14 protein-coding genes and 1 pseudogene are annotated in these 17248 nt (G+C 74.1%); 6 read left to right on the forward strand and 9 right to left on the reverse strand.

Translation table 11 applies throughout. The features are described 5' to 3' along the window. The first annotated feature begins 1 nt into the window (after position 1). Positions 2–1519 (forward strand): annotated as a pseudogene (locus IOD16_RS33500) (alkaline phosphatase D family protein). Here the strand turns inward: IOD16_RS33500 and IOD16_RS33505 are convergent. After that, positions 1520–2380, reverse strand: coding sequence for an NAD(P)-dependent oxidoreductase (locus tag IOD16_RS33505; RefSeq protein ID WP_201437674.1), 861 nt, complete (start codon positions 2378–2380; stop codon positions 1520–1522). Between the two features lie 125 nt (positions 2381–2505). Here IOD16_RS33505 and IOD16_RS33510 point away from each other — a divergent pair, with 125 nt between their 5' ends. Further along, entirely contained in the window at positions 2506–5493 is a 2988-nt protein-coding gene (locus IOD16_RS33510) for a BTAD domain-containing putative transcriptional regulator (RefSeq protein WP_201437675.1), read from the forward strand. 66 nt (positions 5494–5559) lie between these two features. On the opposite strand, the gene tsaD is transcribed toward IOD16_RS33510, so the two are convergent. The 3 genes from tsaD to tsaB are packed head-to-tail and all read right to left on the reverse strand — an operon-like array spanning position 5560 to position 7734. Beyond that, positions 5560–6612: a tRNA (adenosine(37)-N6)-threonylcarbamoyltransferase complex transferase subunit TsaD gene (tsaD, locus tag IOD16_RS33515; protein WP_201437676.1), complete on the reverse strand. Its 1053-nt coding sequence runs from the start codon at positions 6610–6612 to the stop codon at positions 5560–5562. Then, entirely contained in the window at positions 6605–7063 is a 459-nt protein-coding gene (gene rimI, locus IOD16_RS33520) for a ribosomal protein S18-alanine N-acetyltransferase (RefSeq protein WP_123745320.1), read from the reverse strand. The genes tsaD and rimI overlap by 8 nt, the downstream gene beginning before the upstream one ends. Continuing rightward, positions 7060–7734 carry a tRNA (adenosine(37)-N6)-threonylcarbamoyltransferase complex dimerization subunit type 1 TsaB gene (gene tsaB, locus IOD16_RS33525; protein WP_123745319.1) on the reverse strand — a complete coding sequence of 225 codons (675 nt, stop codon included), beginning with the start codon at positions 7732–7734 and terminating at the stop codon, positions 7060–7062. The genes rimI and tsaB overlap by 4 nt, the downstream gene beginning before the upstream one ends. A 71-nt stretch (positions 7735–7805) precedes the next feature. Here tsaB and IOD16_RS33530 point away from each other — a divergent pair, with 71 nt between their 5' ends. From IOD16_RS33530 to IOD16_RS33545, 4 genes are read left to right on the forward strand one after another with little or no spacing between them, the layout of a single operon-like run. Continuing rightward, a complete protein-coding gene (locus tag IOD16_RS33530) occupies positions 7806–8177 on the forward strand; it encodes a MerR family transcriptional regulator (RefSeq protein ID WP_123745318.1) in 372 nt (123 codons plus the stop codon). Next, positions 8165–8470 (forward strand): thioredoxin family protein, encoded by a 306-nt coding sequence (locus IOD16_RS33535; protein ID WP_123745317.1) that lies wholly within the window; start codon positions 8165–8167, stop codon positions 8468–8470. The genes IOD16_RS33530 and IOD16_RS33535 overlap by 13 nt, the downstream gene beginning before the upstream one ends. A 34-nt stretch (positions 8471–8504) precedes the next feature. Continuing rightward, positions 8505–9842: an acyl-CoA synthetase gene (locus IOD16_RS33540; protein ID WP_201441677.1), complete on the forward strand. Its 1338-nt coding sequence runs from the start codon at positions 8505–8507 to the stop codon at positions 9840–9842. Further along, the gene (locus IOD16_RS33545) at positions 9839–11053 is read left to right on the forward strand and encodes a carboxyl transferase domain-containing protein (protein ID WP_201437677.1); all 1215 of its coding nucleotides are present in this window, start codon (positions 9839–9841) and stop codon (positions 11051–11053) included. The genes IOD16_RS33540 and IOD16_RS33545 overlap by 4 nt, the downstream gene beginning before the upstream one ends. Before the next feature lie 46 nt (positions 11054–11099). Here the strand turns inward: IOD16_RS33545 and tsaE are convergent, their stop codons facing one another. The 5 genes from tsaE to glmS form a co-directional block, all read right to left on the reverse strand. Further along, positions 11100–11558 (reverse strand): tRNA (adenosine(37)-N6)-threonylcarbamoyltransferase complex ATPase subunit type 1 TsaE, encoded by a 459-nt coding sequence (gene tsaE, locus IOD16_RS33550; RefSeq protein WP_236594537.1) that lies wholly within the window; start codon positions 11556–11558, stop codon positions 11100–11102. Further along, positions 11555–12658, reverse strand: coding sequence for an alpha/beta fold hydrolase (locus IOD16_RS33555; RefSeq protein ID WP_236594538.1), 1104 nt, complete (start codon positions 12656–12658; stop codon positions 11555–11557). The genes tsaE and IOD16_RS33555 overlap by 4 nt, the downstream gene beginning before the upstream one ends. Further along, positions 12655–13767 (reverse strand): alanine racemase, encoded by a 1113-nt coding sequence (gene alr, locus IOD16_RS33560; RefSeq protein ID WP_123745313.1) that lies wholly within the window; start codon positions 13765–13767, stop codon positions 12655–12657. Before alr ends, IOD16_RS33555 begins: the two co-directional genes overlap by 4 nt. Before the next feature lie 131 nt (positions 13768–13898). Next, entirely contained in the window at positions 13899–15293 is a 1395-nt protein-coding gene (locus IOD16_RS33565; protein WP_201437679.1) for an NAD(P)H-hydrate dehydratase, read from the reverse strand. A 15-nt stretch (positions 15294–15308) separates the two neighbouring features. Beyond that, entirely contained in the window at positions 15309–17171 is a 1863-nt protein-coding gene (gene glmS, locus IOD16_RS33570; RefSeq protein WP_123745311.1) for a glutamine--fructose-6-phosphate transaminase (isomerizing), read from the reverse strand. Positions 17172–17248 lie beyond the last annotated feature (77 nt).

Here is a 17248-nt window from a genome sequence, read left to right on the forward strand (position 1 = left end):
CATGACCACGGTGACCCGACGTTCCCTGCTCATCGGCGGTGTGGCCGGTGTGGCGCTCGCCACCGCCGGCGCGGGCCTCCCCCGGCTCGACGACCCCTTCACCCTCGGCGTCGCCTCCGGCGACCCCCGCCCCGACGGCGTGGTGCTGTGGACGCGCCTCGCGCCCCGGCCGCTCGCCGAGGACGGCCTCGGCGGCATGCCCGACCGGGTCGTCCCGGTGCACTGGGAGCTGGCCGAGGACGAGCGGTTCCGGCACGTGGTGCGCCGCGGCGTGCAGCCCGCCCGGCCCGAGCTCGGGCACAGCGTGCACGTGGAGCCGTTCGGCCTGCGGCCCGGCCGCGAGTACTTCTACCGGTTCCGGGTCGACAACCACCTGTCCCCCGTCGGCCGCACCCGGACCACGCCCGAACCGTGGGTCCTCGGACAGGACCTGACCATGTGCTTCGCGTCGTGCGCGCACTACGGCGAGGGCTACTTCACCGCGTACCGGCGGCTGGCCGAGGACCACCCGGACGTGGTGCTGCACCTGGGCGACTACCAGTACGAGTACGCGGCGAAGGCGGCGGACGTGCGCCCGGTGCTCGGGCCGGAGACGCGGACCCTGGCCGACTACCGGCTGCGGCACGCCCAGTACAAGACCGACGCCGACCTCCAGCTCGCGCACGCCGTGGCGCCCTGGCTGGTGGTGTGGGACGACCACGAGGTCGAGAACAACTGGGCCGACGACGTGCCAGAGCAGCCCGACCCGGCCTTCGCGGCCCGGCGCACGGCGGCGTTCCAGGCGTACTACGAGAACATGCCGTTGCGGCGCGGCGCGCGTCCCGACGGCGTCGACCTGCGGCTCTACCGGCGGGCGTAGTGGGGCGGGCTGGTCAACTTCCACATGCTCGACACCCGGCAGTACCGCGACGACCAGGCGTGCGGCGACGGGTGGAAGACCTGCGCGGACGCCGGGCTGCCCACCCGGTCGATCACGGGCGCGGAGCAGGAGGAGTGGCTGCTCGACGGGTTCCGGCGCTCCCGGTCGCGGTGGGACGTGCTCGGCCAGCAGGTGTTCTTCGCCGAGCGCGACCGCGAGGAAGGGCCGGAGAAGGAGGTCTCCATGGACGGGTGGGACGGCTACCTGGCCTCCCGCGACCGGGTGACGCGCGGGTGGGTCGACGCGGGTGTGCGCAACGCCGTCGTGCTGACCGGCGACGTGCACGCGCACTACGCGGCGGACGTGAAGCTGGACTGGGACGACCCGGCGTCGTCGCCGACCGTCGGCACCGAGCTGGTGTGCTCCTCGGTCACCTCCGGCGGTGACGGCGACGACACCGCCGACGAGGTGCAGCTGCGGCTGAACCCGCACATCAAGCTGCACAGCCGGCGGCGCGGCTACGTGCGGACGAAGTTCACCGCGCGGGAGGTGCGGGCCGACTTCCGCACGCTGCCGTACGTGCGCACGGCCGGGGCCGGGGCCACGACGCTCGCGTCGTTCGTCGTCGAGGACCGCAACCCCGGCCTGAACCCCGCCTGATCAGCCCCGCAGGACGTTGACCAGGGCGGTGAAGCTGTCCTTGCCGTGCCCCGCCGCGATGGCGCGGTCGTAGAGGGACTTCACCGCCCCGGGCAGCCCGGCGTCGATCCCGGCGGCCTCGCTCGCGCCCACGACGTGCGCCGCGGTGGCGCCCATCATGGCCGTGGTGGCGAGGTCGCCGGGGTGCTCGCCGGAGTCGACGTGCTTCGCGATCCCCGGCACGTACATCGACAGCGTGGAGACGTTGTCGCTGAGGTAGGGCGCGAACCGCTCGGCCGAGACGCCCGCCGACCTCGCCAGGGCGATGCCGTGCAGCATCGCGGCCAGCGAGGTGAGGAAGACGTCGAGCTGCGCCTGGTAGAGCAGCTGGGCGAGGCCGTGGTCCGCGCCGAGGTAGTCGGGCCTGCCGATCACGGCGAGCGCGTCGGCGTGCCGGTCGAAGACCTCGCGCGGCCCGCTGTAGAAGACGTAAGCGTCGGGGTGGCCGACCATCTCCGCGTTCGCCATGACGCCGCCGACCAGCAGCTCCGCGCCCCGTCCGGCCAGGCGGGCGGCGGCCTCGACGGTCTTGCCCGGTGTCTCCGAGCTGAGGTTGACGACGACGCGGCCGGCGAGGTCGACGCCGGCGAGGACGTCGTCCATGGCGGCGTAGTCGGTGAGGCTGAGGACCAGCAGCCGGTTCGCGGCCACGGCGTCGGCGGCGGTGGCGGCCCGGACGGCGCCCTCGGCGACGAGGGCGTCGGCGCGGGACGGGGTGCGGTTCCAGACCGTGGTCGGGTGGCCGGCGTCGAGGAACCGGGTGACCATCGCCTGGCCCATCGGGCCGAGGCCGAGCACGGTCAACGGGGTCTTGGCAGTCATGTGTTCTTCACTCCTTCGTGTGACTTCCACGGTGGCCGGGGGCGCGCACGGTCCGCTGGGGGTTCGCTGCGGGTCGGCTGGGTCCGCCGGGGTCCGGCCGACGGCGGCCCGGTTACGGTCCGGGCGTGAGATTCGGGGTGTTGGGGCCGCTCGGGGTGTGGACGGCGGGCGGTGAGGCGGTCCGGGTGCCCGAGGCGAAGGTCCGGCTGCTGCTGGCGGACCTGCTCGCGCACGAGGGGCGACCGGTGTCGGCGGACCGGTTGGCGTTCGACCTGTGGGGCGACGAGCCGCCCGGCAACCCGGTGAACACGTTGCAGACCAAGGTGTCGCAGCTGCGGCGGGCGTTGGAGGCGGCCGAACCGGGCGCGCGGGAGCTGGTCGCGCACGGCCCGGCCGGGTACGCGGTGCGGGTCGACCAGTCGACCTTGGACGTCCTGCGGTTCCGGGAGCTGGCCGCGGCCGGGAGGTTCGGCGAGGCGTTGGCGTTGTGGCGCGGCGAGCCGCTGGCCGAGTTCGCGGACGCGCCGTCCCTGGCGCCCGCCGTGGCGCGGTGGGCCGAGGAGCGGTTGGCCGCGCTGGAGGAGTTCGCCGGGTCGGTCCCGGACGGGGTGGACCTGGCGGCCGAGGTGGCGCGGCACCCGTTGCGCGAACGGTTGCGCGGACTGCACATGCGCGCCCTCTACCGGGCCGGGCGGCAGGTCGAGGCGTTGGCGAGCTACGCCGAGCTGCGGCGGTCGCTGGCCGAGGAGCAGGGGCTGGAGCCGGGGCCCGAGCTGGTGGCCCTGCACCGGGCGATCCTCCACCACGACCTCGGTCCGGAGCCGGCGCGCACGAACCTGCCGGCGCCCGTGACGGAGCTGGTCGGCCGGGACCGGGCGGTGCGGGACCTGTGCGAGCTGCCCCGGGACGCCCGGTTGGTGACGCTCACCGGTCCCGGCGGGGTCGGCAAGACGAGCCTGGCCCTGGAGGTCGCCCGGCGGGCGCCGGGCTCGGACGTGGTGTGGCTGGTCGAGCTGGCGGGGGTCGGCCGGGCCGAGCAGGTGGTGGGCGCGGTGGCCGACGTGCTCGGCGTGCGCGAGGACGCGTCGGGGACGGCGCTGGTGGAGGCGTTGCGCGGCCGGGAGGTGCTGCTCGTGCTCGACAACTGCGAGCGGCTGGTCGAGCCGGTCGCCGCCCTGGTCTCCCGGCTGCTGCGGGCCGTGCCGGGGTTGCGGGTGCTCGCCACCAGCCGGGAGCCGCTCGGCCTGGCGTTCGAGACGGTGTGGGCCGTGTCGCCGTTGGACCTCTCGGACGCGGTCGCCTTGTTCGCGGCACGCGCTGCCGCCGCCGCGCCCGGCTTCACCGTGACACCGGACAACGCGCCGGTCGTCGAGGCGATCTGCCGACGGCTCGACGGGCTGCCGCTGGCGGTGGAGCTGGCCGCGACGCGCGTGCGCGGGATGGGCGTGCCGGCGCTGCTCGACCGGCTGGACGACCGGTTCCGGCTGCTCGCCACCGGGCACCGGGACGCGCCCGCCCGGCAGCGGACGCTGCGCGCGATGATCGACTGGAGCTGGGACCTGCTCGGCGACGTCGAGCGGACCGTGCTGCGGCGGCTGTCCGTGCACGCGGACGGGTGCGCGCTGGACGCCGCCGAGGCCGTCTGCGCGGGTGACGGGGTGGCGGCCGACGAGGTGCTCGACGTGCTGACCCGGTTGGTGGACCGGTCGCTGGTGGTCGCGCCGGAGCACACCGGCGAACCGCGGTTCCGGCTGCTGGAGTCGGTCGCCGACTACGGACGGGAGCGGCTGCGCGAGGCGGGCGAGTTCGAGCGGGTGCGGGCGCGGCACGCGGCGTTCTACCTGGCGCTGGCCGAACGGGCGGACCCCCGGTTGCGCGAGGCCGGGCAGTTGGCGTGGCTGGCGCGGCTGGACGCGGACACGGCGAACCTGCGTGCCGCGCACGACGCGTTGGGGGCGGCGGACGCCGTTCGGCTGACGCGCGCGTTGACCTGGTACTGGTTCCTGCGCGGGCGGCTGCGGGAGGGTCGACGGCTGATGACCTCGGCCGATCCGGTGACGGCGGCGTGGCGGGCCGGGTTCGGCGTGCTGCTGGGCGAGGCGGCGGACCCGGCCGCGGTCGCCGGCGTGGCGGAGGTCGCCGACCGTCCGCGGCAGGCACGAGCCCGGTGGTTCCTCGGCTACGTCCTGTCGACCGTGGGCGACATGCCGTCGGCCGAGGAGCTGACCTGCCAGGCGTTGGCGGCGTTCGAGGAGCTGGGCGACGAGTGGGGCGTCGCCGCCGCGCACAGCGACCGGGTGAGCCAGGCCCTGGCCCGCGGCTCCGTCGAGGAGGCGCGGGCCTCGGCGGCGAGGTGCGCGGCGCTGTTCGAGTCCCTGGGCGAGCGGTGGGGGCAGCTGAAGGCGTCGTTCGGGCTGGGGGTGCTCGCCCAGTTGGCCGGCGACCACGACCGCGCGGAAGCCGTGCACCGGGAAGGGCTGCGGGTGGCGGAGGAGCTGCGGTCGTGGCCGGAGGTGTCGTACAAGCTGTCGTGGCTGGGACGGGTGGCGTTGACCCGCGGCGACTACGCGAAGGCGCGTGACCTGCACGAACGGGCCCGTCGGACGGCGGCCGAGCACGGGTTCTCGCCGGGCGAGGTGTACGCGGAGACGGGGTTGGCGCTGGGCGCGCGGCGGGAGGGGCGGCTGGACGCGGCGCAGGCGCACTGGGAGCGGCTGCGGTCGTGGCACCGGCAGGTCGGGTTCGCGGCGGGCGCGACGTTGGTGCTGGCGGAGCTGGGGTTCGTGGCCGAGCTGCGAGGTGACGCGGAGGCGGCGGCGGAGCTGCAGTCGGAGGGGTTGGCGCTGGCCCGGGAGGTGGGCGACCCGAGGGCGATCGCGTTGGCGCTGGAGGGCACGGCGGGCGCCCGGGCGTTGGCGGGCGACGCGGCGACGGCGGCCCGGTTGTTGGGCGCGGCGACGGCGGCGCGCGCGTCCGTGGGCGTGCCGCTGCCGGCCGGTGAGCGGGGTGACGTGGACCGGATCGCCGCCGCGGCCCGTGCGGCGTTGGGCCCGGAGGGGTTCGCGGCGGCGTTCGAGTCCGGGCACGCCGAAGGGCTCGACGTGACGTTCTGAGCGTTCAACTCGGGTGTCCCGAACGTAGGACACGGGTGTCCTGAACGTAGGACACGCGGGTGGAGGTCAGAGGATCTGGATGGTGCTCACGGGGAGGCCGGGGGTGGTGGAGAGGTCCAGGGCGGAGGGCTTCGCGCCGGCGGCGACCAGGTGCGCGCCGAGGGCGGCGATCATCGCGCCGTTGTCGGTGCACAGCCGGGGACGCGGGACGCGCAGCTCGATGCCCGCCTCGGCGCAGCGCTCGGCCGCGAGGCCCGACAGGCGCGAGTTCGCCGCCACGCCGCCGGAGATCACCAGGGTGTCCACGCCCAGGTCCTTGCAGGCCCGGATCGCCTTGGCGGTCAGCACGTCGGCCACCGCCTCCTGGAACGACGCGGCGACGTCGGCCAGCGGGATCTCCTCACCCGCGCGTTCCTGCTTCTCGACCCACCGCGCCACCGACGTCTTCAAGCCGGAGAACGAGAAGTCGTACTTCGAGTCGCGCGGCCCGGTCAGCCCGCGCGGGAACGCGATGGCGCAGCCGTCGCCCTGCTTGGCGAGCTTGTCGATCGGCGGACCGCCGGGGTAGGGCAGGTCCAGCAGCCGGGCCACCTTGTCGTAGGCCTCGCCCGCCGCGTCGTCCACGGTCGACCCGATCTCGGTGATCTTCTCCGCCAGGCCCTCGATCAGCAGCAGCTGCGAGTGGCCGCCCGACACCAGCAGCGCCAGGCACCGCCCCGGCAGCGGGCCGTGCTGGAGGGTGTCCGCGGCGACGTGCCCCGCGAGGTGGTTGACGCCGTAGAGCGGCTTGTCCAACGCCGCCGCGTACGCCTTGGCCGCCGACACGCCGACCAGCAGCGCCCCCGCGAGCCCGGGACCGGCGGTGACCGCGATGGAGTGCACGTCCCGCAGCTCGATCCCGGCCTTCTCCACGGCGCGGCGCATGGTCGGCACCATCGCCTCCAGGTGCGCGCGCGACGCGACCTCGGGCACGACGCCGCCGAAGCGGGCGTGCTCCTCGACGCTGGACGCGACCTCGTCGGCGAGCAGTTCCATCGACCCGTCCGGGCCGAGCCGGACGATGCCGACGCCGGTCTCGTCGCACGAGCTCTCGATACCGAGGATGAGCCGGTCAGTCACGGTTCGCGGGCCTTCCCATCGTGTACGCGTCGGCGCCCGACGGCTGGTAGTAGCGGCGGCGCAGGCCGACGTGCTCGAAGCCGTGCGCCAAGTAGAGGCCGATCGCCCGCGCGTTGTCCGTGCGGACCTCCAGGAACACCGGGAGCCCGCCCTCGTCGGCCTTGGCGAGCAGGGCGCGCAGCAGGGTCTTGCCCACGCCGGCGCCCTGGTGGTCGGCCACGACGGCGATGGTGTGCACGCTGGCCTCGAAGTCCGTCAGGCCGAGCCCCGCGTACCCGATCAGCGCGCCGCCGACGTACGCGCCGACGTAGAAGTTGCCGTTGTCCAGCTCGCTGCGGAACGCGTTCGCGCTCCACGGGTCGTCGCCGGGGAACAGGTCCTGCTCGATCCGCGCGCACCGCGCCGCGTCCTCCCGGCGCAGCGGCGCGATCGTGACGGTGCCGGAGTTCACGCCTTGGTCACCCGCTTGCGGCCGACCGGCTCCACGGCGTCGGGACGCCGCAGGTAGAGGGGGGTGAGGGCGGCCGGGCGGGCGCCGGCCAGCAGCTCCTCGGCCGCCACCGCCACCAGGGACACCGGCGACGGGTAGCGCGCCGCCACCACCGGCAGCCCGATCACGTCGGCGTACAGCTCCGCGCCCTCGCCGGCGGCCTCGGCCACCGCGGGCAGCTTCGCGACCAGGTCGGCGGGCCGGTCCACGTGCGGGCCGTCGGTGCGCCGGCCGGCCGCGTCGTAGGCCGCCCAGTACACCTCCTTGCGCCGCGCGTCGGTGGCCACGAGCAGCGGCTTGCCGGTGGCGGCGTCCAGCGCGACGGCGTCCGGCGTCGGCACGGGGTACACGGGCCGGTTGAGCGCCTGGCCGAGGGCGGCGGCGGTGACCAGGCCGACGCGCAGGCCGGTGAACGGTCCGGGCCCCGAGCCGCACACGATCGCGTCGAGGTCGGCGAGCCGGTGACCGGCCTCCGCCAACGCCGCCTGCAGGTGCGGTGTCAGCAGCTCGCCGTGCGCCTTCGCGTTCACCGTCACCCGCTGGGCGAGCAGCCGGGGAGGCGAGCCGGGGGTCAGTTCGACGACACCGGCCGTCACGGCGGGGGTCGCGGTGTCCAAGGCGAGGACCAGCACAACTGACAAGGGTATCGGGTGGCGTGGAGCACACTTGTGTTGACGTCAACGTCAAGGCGGAGGATCGACGCGTGCGCATCGGAGAACTGGCCCGGCGGGGTGGCACGACCACCCGCGCGCTTCGCTACTACGAGTCCCTCGGCCTGCTGCCCGCCCGCCGCGCGGCGAACGGCCAGCGGGAGTACGACGAGGAAGACCTGAGGCTGGTGCACGAGATCCGCTCGCTCGCCGACATCGGGTTCGCGCTGGAGGACACGCGGCCGTTCGTGCAGTGCCTGCGCGACGGCCACACCACCGGCGACGCCTGCGCGGCGTCCGTCGAGGTGTACCGGCGCAAGGTGGCGGAGCTGGACGACTGCATCACCCGGTTGCAGGCCGTTCGGGACCAGGTGCGCGCGCAACTGCGGGAAGCCGAGCAGAGGAGCGGGCCGTGCGGACGTTGACCGACGACGAGTTCACCGGGGCCGTGGCCGCCGGGAACGTGCTGGTGGAGTTCGGCGCCGACTGGTGCGGGCCCTGCCGGATGCTGGAACCGGTGCTGGACGAGATCGACCGCGAGCGCGGCGACCTGACCGTGGTGAAGGTGGACATGGACGCGAGCCCGCGCACGGCGCGCGACCAGCGGATCATGTCCGCGCCCACGCTCCAGCTCTACCGGGACGGCCGGTTGGTGGCACAGACCGTGGGCGCCCGGCCGAAGATCCACCTGATGGCGTGGCTCGAACCACACTTGTGATGCGGGCCGCATCCGGCAAGGTCACTGTATGGAGATGCTGCTGCCGGCGCTGGCCTCGCCGTCGTCCAAGATCGCCCTTCGCTTCCCCGAGCGGGAGCTGAGCTACGAGCGGTTGGCGCGCGAGGCGCGTGCGGTCGCGGCCGGGTTGGCCGGCGCGCGGCGGGTCGCGGTGTGGGCCCGGTCGACGCCCGAGACGTGCGTGGCCGTGGTCGGCGCGCTGCTGGCCGGTGTGCCGGTGGTGCCGCTCAACCCGAAGATCGGGGAACGGGAGCTCGCGCACGTCCTCGCCGACAGCGCGCCGGACCTCGTGGTCGACGACGAGCTGCCGTCCGGCCCGGAGGTCGACCTGCCGGAGCCGGACGGCGAGGCGCCCGCGTTGATCGTCTACACCAGCGGCACGACCGGGCCGCCCAAGGGCGTGGTGCTGCCCAGGCGGGCCCTGGCGACGAACCTCGACGCGCTGGCGGAGGCGTGGGCGTGGACCGAGGACGACGTCGTCGTGCACGGCCTGCCGCTGTTCCACGTGCACGGCCTCGGCGTCGGGGTGATCGGGCCGTTGCGGCGGGGCGGGACGGTGCGCCACCTCGGGTCGTTCAGCGTGGCGAAAGCCGCCGAGGCGCTGCGCGACGGCGGCACGATGATGTTCGGCGTGCCCACCATGTACAGCCGGATCGCGGCCGAGCCCGAGCACGCCGAGGCGTTCGGCGGGGCCAGGCTGCTGGTGTCCGGCTCGGCCGCGCTGCCCGCGACCGTGCACGAGCGCATCGAGCAGCTGACCGGTCAGCGGGTGGTCGAGCGGTACGGGATGACCGAGACGTTGATGAACACCAGCGTCCGCGCGGACGGCGACCGGAGGCCCGGGACGGTCGGGGTGCCGTTGGACGGGGTGCGGGTGCGGGTCGTCGGGAGCGAGTCGGGTGACGAGCCCGGCGAGGTCGAGGTGCGCGGGCCGAACCTGTTCCTGGAGTACCTGAACCGGCCGGACGCCACGCGCGAGGCGTTCCGCGACGGCTGGTTCCGCACCGGCGACCTGGCCGTGGTCGAGCCGGACGGGTACGTGCGGATCGTCGGCCGCCGGGCCACGGACCTGATCAAGAGCGGCGGCTACAAGATCGGCGCGGGCGAGATCGAGAACGCCCTGCTGGAGCACCCCTCGGTGGCCGAGGTCGCGGTGACCGGCGAGCCGGACGACGACCTGGGCGAACGCGTGGTGGCGTGGGTCGTGGCGAAGGGCGAGGCGCCCGCGCCGGAGGCGTTGAGCGACCACGTGGCCCGGCTGCTGTCGCCGCACAAGCGGCCGAGGGTGGTCCGGTACGTGGACGCGTTGCCGCGCAACGACATGGGCAAGGTGCTGAAGCGGGAACTGCGGTGAACCCGCTCGGCTGGCCGGGGTACGAGGAGCAGCTCGGCCGGGCGCGGGAGCGGTCCGGTGGCGTCGAGTCGGTGTCGTGGCGGCGGCTGCCGCGCGCGGTGGAGGTCGCCTTCGACTTCCGGTTCCTCGGCGGTTCGGTCGGCACGGCCGCCGGCGCGCTGATCGAGGAGGCGTTCACCGAGGCGCGGCAGGCGTGGCTGCCGGTGGTGTCGAAGATCGCGACCGGTGGCAGTCGGATGCAGGAGGGGATGCTGTCGCTGCGGCAGCTCCAGCGGGTGGCGCGGCTGTGCGCCGTGCACCGGGAGGCCGGGCTGCCGCACGTGTCCGTGCTGCGCGACCCGACCACCGGTGGGCTGTGGGCGTCGCTGGGGGCCGGCGCGGACGTCGTGGTCGGCGTGTCCGGCGCTCAGGTCGGGTTCGCGGGCAGCCGGGTGCGCCCGGTGGACGATCCCGCCTACACGGCGGAGGGCCAGTTCGCGTCGGGCACGGTGGACCTCGTGGTGCAGCCGCGGGACGTCGACGTGACCGTGGCGGAGCTCCTCTCCCTGCTGACGCGCGGTGACGCCGTGCCCGCCGAGGTGCCACGCGCGTTGGGTGCGCGGGACCTGCCCGCGGACGGGTGGGGCGCGGTGCTGCGGGCGCGGTCCGCGCAACGCCCCCGTGCCGCGGCTTACCTGGACGACTACTTCGACTTCCGGATGCCGATCAGCGGCGACCGGGCGGGCGGGGTCGACCCGGGGATGCTGTGCGGCATCGGGCGGCGGGGCGAGCGGGCGATCGCGTTCGCCGCGCAGACCGGCACCGCCAACACCCCGGCCGGCTTCCGCACGGCGGCCAGGCTGATCCGGCTGGCGTCCCGCTTCGCCCTGCCCGTGGTGACGTTGGTCGACACCCCGGGCGCCGCCAACGACGTCGCCGCCGAGCGGTCCGGCGTGGGCGCGGCCATCGCGGAACTGTTCGCCGCCGTCGCGGAGGCACGGGTGCCCATCACCACGTTGGTCATCGGAGAGGGCGGATCGGGCGGGGCGTTGGCGCTGTCGTCCCCGGAGCACACGTGGATCACCCCGGACGCCTACTTCTCCGTGATCGCCCCTGAGCTCGCGGCCTCGATCCTCAAGCGCGACGACGTGCGACGACTCGCCGACGACCTGCGGTTGCGGCCTCAGGACCTGGTGGAGTCCGGGGTGGTGCGCGGCATCTCGGAGGGGTGAAGCACCCGTGCTCCCCGAACAGCGAGCACCCCGGCCCCGACCGACCTCAGGCGGGAAGCTCGCGGTCGACCCAGGCGCCGTGGGGGTGGAGGTGGGCGATGCGCACGTCGTCGTCCCGGCGTTCCAACCGGATCAACAAGTGGTCCTCGGACAGCCGCTCCGCCGAGCCCTCGCCCCATTCGACGGCGACCACGGCGTCCACCAGGTCGGTGTCCAGGTCGAGGTCGTCCAACTCGTCCAGGTGACCACCGAGCCGGTAGGCGTCGACGTGCACCAGAGGCACGCCGCGACCGTCCGGCGAGGGGTCGTGGACGCGGGCGATGACGAAGGTCGGGGAACTCACCCGGCCCGTCACGCCGAGGCCGTCGGCCAGGCCGCGCACCAGCGCCGTCTTGCCCGCGCCCAACGGGCCGGACAGCAGCACCAGGTCACCGCCCCGCACCAGACCACCCAACTTGCGCCCGAACTCCTCGGTGTCGTGCACCTCGGGGAGCGTCACGCTCACGCTCGTCGCCACCACCGCCGCCTGCTTTCCGACCGTTCGGCGGCACTGCGCCGAACCAATCCGACCAGGTGCCCGGTGACCAGGTCGGGTTGTTCCAACATGAGCATGTGACCCGCGCCGGACACGCGGACCAGTTCACCGTGCGGCATCTCCTCGGCCATCCGCTCGGCGTGCGAAAAAGGCGTCAGCTTGTCCGCGTCGCCGCTGATGACGAGCACTTCGCAGTGCCGGAGACCGGCGAGCGCCTTGTAGCGGTTGTGGGTGCCGAGGGTTTCCAGGAACTCGGTGAGCACCTGCACCGTGGCGCCGCTGATCATCTTCTCCATCAGGTCGACCAACGACGGGCTGACCTTGCCGGTTCCGAAGGCGAACGCGCGGATCCCGCTCCACGTCAGCGTGGACGCCCGGCGCCTGACCCACTCGACCAGGCCCGGTTGCAGGCCGGCGATCCTGCCGACGCCCAGCGTCACCGGGTTGTGGCGGGACAGGACGGACTTCGGCAGGCCCGCTCCGCCGACCGCGCCGGCCGCCGTGCCGACGAGCGCGACGCCGCGCACCCGGTCGGCGAACAGGTCGGGCCGCTGCTCGGCCAACGCCATGATCGTCATGCCGCCCATGGAGTGGCCGACGAGCACGAGCGGGCCGTCGGGGGCCATCGAGCGGATCACCGCGTCGAGGTCCTTGGCGCACTGCTCGATCGTGCTGCCCTCGGTGGTGGACCGGCCGGACCGGCCGTGGCTGCGCTGGTCGTACAGGACCTGGCGGACGCGCGGCTCGGTGAGCGGGGCCAGGTCGCGGCGCTGGAAGTGCCAGCAGCGGCGGTCGAGGGCGAAGCCGTGCACCAGGACGACCGTGACCTCGGGTTTCCCGCCGTCCTCGGGGTCGACCTCCTCGACCGACAGCGGCACGCCGTCGTCGGCCGCGACGGTGGACTCGCGGGTCGGGGTGAGGCGGCCGAGCGGTTCGTCGGCGAGCGGGTCGGCGGCCAGGCGGTCGTTCGAGACCTTCTTCTGGTTCGCGGCCACACCCACCGCGACACCGGTCGCGGCGGCGCCGAGGATGCCGCCGGCCCAGCCGACGGCCTTCCACACCGTGTTCACGGATGCGCCCCGACATACGTCCGGGTGACACGCGGTCGGTACATGCCGGTGACGATCTCGTAGTCGATGGTGCCGGTGGTGTCGGCCCACTCGCGGGCCGTCGGCTCGCCCAGCGCGCCGGAGCCGAACAGCACGACCTCGTCGCCCTCGACCACCACGTCGTCGCCGCAGTCGACCACGACCTGGTCCATGCAGACGCGGCCGACGACCGGGCGGCGGCGTCCGGCCAGCCAGACGTCCATCCGGTTCGACAGGCTGCGCGGCACGCCGTCGGCGTACCCGACGGGCACCAGCGCCAGGTTCGTGTCCGTCCTCGCGGTCCAGCTCAGGCCGTAGGACACCGACTCGCCCGCGGGGATGCGCTTGGCCAGCGCGACCGCGGACCGGAACGTCATCACGGGGCGCAGGTCGGCGGGCACGGGGACCGGGTTGAGGCCGTAGATCGCGATGCCCGGGCGGACCAGGTCCAGGTGGAGGTCGGGGCGGGTGATGAGGGCGGCGGAGTTGGCGATGTGCCGGCGCGGGTCGAGGCCGGCCGCGAGCGCCTCGCGGTAGGCGTCGTCGAAGCGCTCGGCCTGGGCGTCGGTGCCGCGGTGGCCGATCTCGTCGGCCACCGCCAGGTGCGACCAGATCGCGTGAACTTCGACGTTGTGCGTCTTGGCGGCGCGTTCGACCAGCTCGGACCAGCGGGTGGCCGGGCAGCCGTTGCGGGACAGGCCGGTGTCGATCTTGAGGTGGACGCGGGCGGTCCTGCCCGCCTTGTCGGCCGCCGCCGAGATCTCCTCCAGCTGGGCGAGGGAGGAGGCGGACAGGTCGACGTCCTGCTCGACGCCGGGCGCGTAGTCGGTGCCGGCCGGGTCCAGCCAGGCCAGGATCGGCACGGTGATCCCGGCCGCGCGCAGCGCCAGGGCCTCGGCCAGGGAGCAGGAGCCGAGCCACGTCGCGCCCGCCTCGACCGCCGCTCTGGCCACCTGCACGGCGCCGTGCCCGTACCCGTCGGCCTTGACGACGGCCATCGTGTCGGCGGTGGGCGCGAGGGCGTCGAGGTGGGCGACGTTGTGCCGGAGGTTCTCGAGGTCGATCACGACCTCGGCGCGAGGAGCAGCCATAACGCCGTTCATGGTGACACAACCGCCGGGAGTCCCACCTTCGCGTCCCGCGTGTCCTACGTTCGCGTCGCGCGTGTCCTACGTTCGGGACCCCCGAGTTGAACGCTCAGGACACGCGCACGGCGTCGTGGTCAGAGGGGGCGGACGGCGCGGATGGCGTCGGGGATCGCGCCCAGCAGCGAGGTCGCGGGGATCGGCGCGCCGTCGGCGGCCAGCTCCGCGGCCAGGACGTGGACCTTCGCCGCGCAGCCCGCCGCCAGCACCGGGTCGAGGCCGGCGGCCAGGAGGGAGCCCAGGACGCCGGACAGGACGTCGCCGGAACCCGCCGTCGCGGCCCACGACGACCGGGCGCGGTTGACCAGCACGCGGCCGTCGGGACCGGCGATCACGGTCGCGTGGCCCTTCAGCAGCACGACGGCGTTGAACCGCTCCGCGGCCTTCCGCGCGGCCGTCACCCGATCGTCCCCGACGGGTCCGGCCAGCCGCTCGTACTCGCGGTCGTGCGGCGTCAGGACCAGCGGGGTGTCCGGGTCGCGTGCGTCCCACAGGTCGGGGTTGTTGGCCAGCATGGTGATCGCGTCGGCGTCCGCGCAGACCGGCACGCCGGCCTCCAGGACCGTCCGCAGCACCGCCTCCGCGCCCAACCCGGTGCCCAGCCCCGGCCCGACGACCCACGCCTGCACCCGGCCGGCGTCGGTGACCGATCCCGTGCAGACGGCCTCCGGCCACCGCGCCCGAACGCCCTCCGCCGCCGCACCGGCATACCTGACCAGGCCGGACGTCGACAGCAGCGCCGCACCGGCGGCCAGCACCGCCGCACCGGGGTACGTCGCCGAACCGGCCGCGATCCCCGTCACGCCCTGCGTGTACTTGTCGTCCTCCGGCCCGGGTACCGGCCACGCCAGGCCGACGTCGGCGACGTCCAGCTCGACCAGGTCCGGCCCGTGCAGCTCGCCGGCCAACCCGATGTCGACCAGCCGCACGTCACCGCAGTCGGCCAGCGCGTGCACGGGCTTGAGGCAGCCGAACGTGACGGTGGTGTGCGCGCGCACGGCGGGCCCGGAGGTCGCGCCCGTGTCGGGGTCGATCCCGCTGGGCAGGTCGACCGACAGCACGGGCGCGTCGAGGTGCGCGACGTGCTCGGCGGCGTCCGGGCGCAACGGGCCGCGGGCGGAGAGGCCCACGATGCCGTCGATCACCAGGTCGACGTCGGCCAGGCGGTCGACCACCCGCCCGCCGACGCGACGGAACGCGGCCAACCCCTCGGCGTGCACACGATCAGGTGTCAGTAGGACAGCGGACACGGCGACCCCGCGTTTGCGGAGGTAGTAGCCCGCCCACAGCGCGTCGCCACCGTTGTTGCCCGCGCCGACGAGCAGGCCGACCCGCCGCCCGCCCGCCAGCAGCTCCGCCGCGACGACCGCCACGCCGAACGCCGCCCGGCGCATCAGCGCGCCGGCCGGCACGACCGCCATGACGCGTTCTTCCGCCGCCCTGACCCGATCCGTCGTCCACAGACCCCGCATGGGGCCAAGCCTGCCCTACTCGACCGTGACGGACTTGGCGAGGTTGCGCGGCTTGTCCACGTCGTAACCGCGGCTGCGGGCGATCTCCGCGGCCAGCACCTGCAACGGCACCGTGGAGATCAACGGCTGGAGCAGCGTCGGCACCGCCGGGATCTCGATCAGGTGATCCGCGAACGGGCGAACCGTCTCGTCACCCTCCTCGGCGATCACGATCGTGCGCGCACCCCGTGCCTGGATCTCCGAGATGTTCGACACCAGCTTCGAGTGCAGCACCGCCCGGCCCCTCGGCGACGGCATCACCACGACCACCGGCAGGCCCTCTTCGATCAACGCGATCGGGCCGTGCTTCAGCTCGCCCGCCGCGAAGCCCTCGGCGTGCATGTAGGCGAGCTCCTTGAGCTTGAGCGCGCCTTCGAGCGCCACCGGGTAGCCGACGTGCCTGCCGAGGAACAGCACGGCCTTCGAGTCGGCCAGCTCCCGGCCCAGCGCGCGGACCTGCTCGATGGTGCCCAGCACCTTCTGCACGGCGTCCGCCATGGCCTCCAGCTGGTGGAACTCCTGGGCCACCTCGTCGGGGTACTTCGTGCCGCGCGCCTGCGCCAGGGCCAGGCCGACCAGGTAGTTCGCCGCGATCTGGGCGAGGAACGCCTTGGTCGACGCGACGCCGATCTCCGGGCCGGCGTGCGTGTAGAGCACGGCGTCGGACTCGCGCGGGATCTGCGCGCCGTTGGTGTTGCAGACCGCCAGCACCCGCGCCTTCTGCGACCGCGCGTGACGCACGGCCTCCAACGTGTCCGCGGTTTCACCTGACTGGGAAACGGCGACGACGAGCGTGTCGCGGTCCAGCACGGGGTCGCGGTAGCGGAACTCGCTGGCCAGCTCGACCTCGACGGGCAGCCGCGTCCAGTGCTCGATGGCGTACTTCGCGACCAGGCCGGAGTGGTAGGCCGAGCCGCAGGCCACGACGAAGACCTTGTCGACGTCCCGCAGGTCCTGGTCGGACAGGCGCTGCTCGTCGAGCACGACCCGGCCGTCGCGGAAGTGGCCGCGCAGCGTGTTGGCCAGCGCTTCCGGCTGCTCCTCGATCTCCTTGAGCATGAAGTACTCGTGGCCGCCCTTCTCGGCGGCCGACAGGTCCCAGTTCACCGTGAACGGCTTGGCCTGCGCGTCGGCGCCGTCGAAGTCGGTGACGCGGTAGCCGTCGCGGTCGATCACCACGACCTGGTCCTGGCCGAGCTCGACGGCCTCGCGGGTGTGCTCGATGAACGCGGACACGTCGCTGGCGACGAACGTCTCGCCCTCGCCGACACCCACTACCAGTGGTGACGAACGACGGGCCGCGACGACCACGTCCGGGTGATCCGCGTGCGTGACGACGAGCGTGAACGCGCCTTCGAGGCGGCGGACCACCATGCGGACGCTCGCCACCAGGTCGCCCTTGGTGTCGCCCTCGTCGTACGCGCGGGCGATGAGGTGGGCGGTGGTCTCGGTGTCGGTGTCGCTGGCCATCTCGACGCCGACGGCTTCGAGCTCGGCGCGCAGGGCGGCGAAGTTCTCGATGATGCCGTTGTGGACGACGGCGACGCGGCCCGTGACGTCGCAGTGCGGGTGGGAGTTGCGGTCGATCGGCGCGCCGTGGGTGGCCCAGCGCGTGTGGCCCATGCCCGCGGTGCCGGTGAAGGCGTCGCGGCCGACCTCGTCCAGGCGGGCCTCCAGGTTCGTCAGGCGGCCGGCTTTGCGCTCGACGGCCAGGCCGCCGTCCCCGTCGAGGACGGCGACGCCCGCCGAGTCGTAGCCGCGGTACTCCAGCCGCCGCAGCCCGTCGAGCACGACGTCCAACGCCGACCTGTGTCCCACATATCCCACGATTCCGCACACGCCGCACAGCGTAACTAGACCAGGGCCGTCACCCGAACAGGCCACTTCACCGCGTTTGCGCAGGTCAGGTCGTCAAT

The sequence above is a fragment of the Saccharothrix sp. 6-C genome, from assembly GCF_016695385.1.
Taxonomy (GTDB): domain Bacteria; phylum Actinomycetota; class Actinomycetes; order Mycobacteriales; family Pseudonocardiaceae; genus Actinosynnema; species Actinosynnema texasense.

Excerpts from the sequence above, each read along its gene's own strand:
- IOD16_RS33505 (WP_201437674.1), bottom strand. The coding sequence starts at position 2,380 with ATGACTGCCAAGACCCCGTTGACCGTGCTCGGCCTCGGCCCGATGGGC.
- IOD16_RS33540 (WP_201441677.1), top strand. The coding sequence starts at position 8,505 with ATGCTGCTGCCGGCGCTGGCCTCGCCGTCGTCCAAGATCGCCCTTCGC.
- alr (WP_123745313.1), bottom strand. The coding sequence starts at position 13,767 with ATGGCTGCTCCTCGCGCCGAGGTCGTGATCGACCTCGAGAACCTCCGG.
- IOD16_RS33565 (WP_201437679.1), bottom strand. The coding sequence starts at position 15,293 with ATGCGGGGTCTGTGGACGACGGATCGGGTCAGGGCGGCGGAAGAACGC.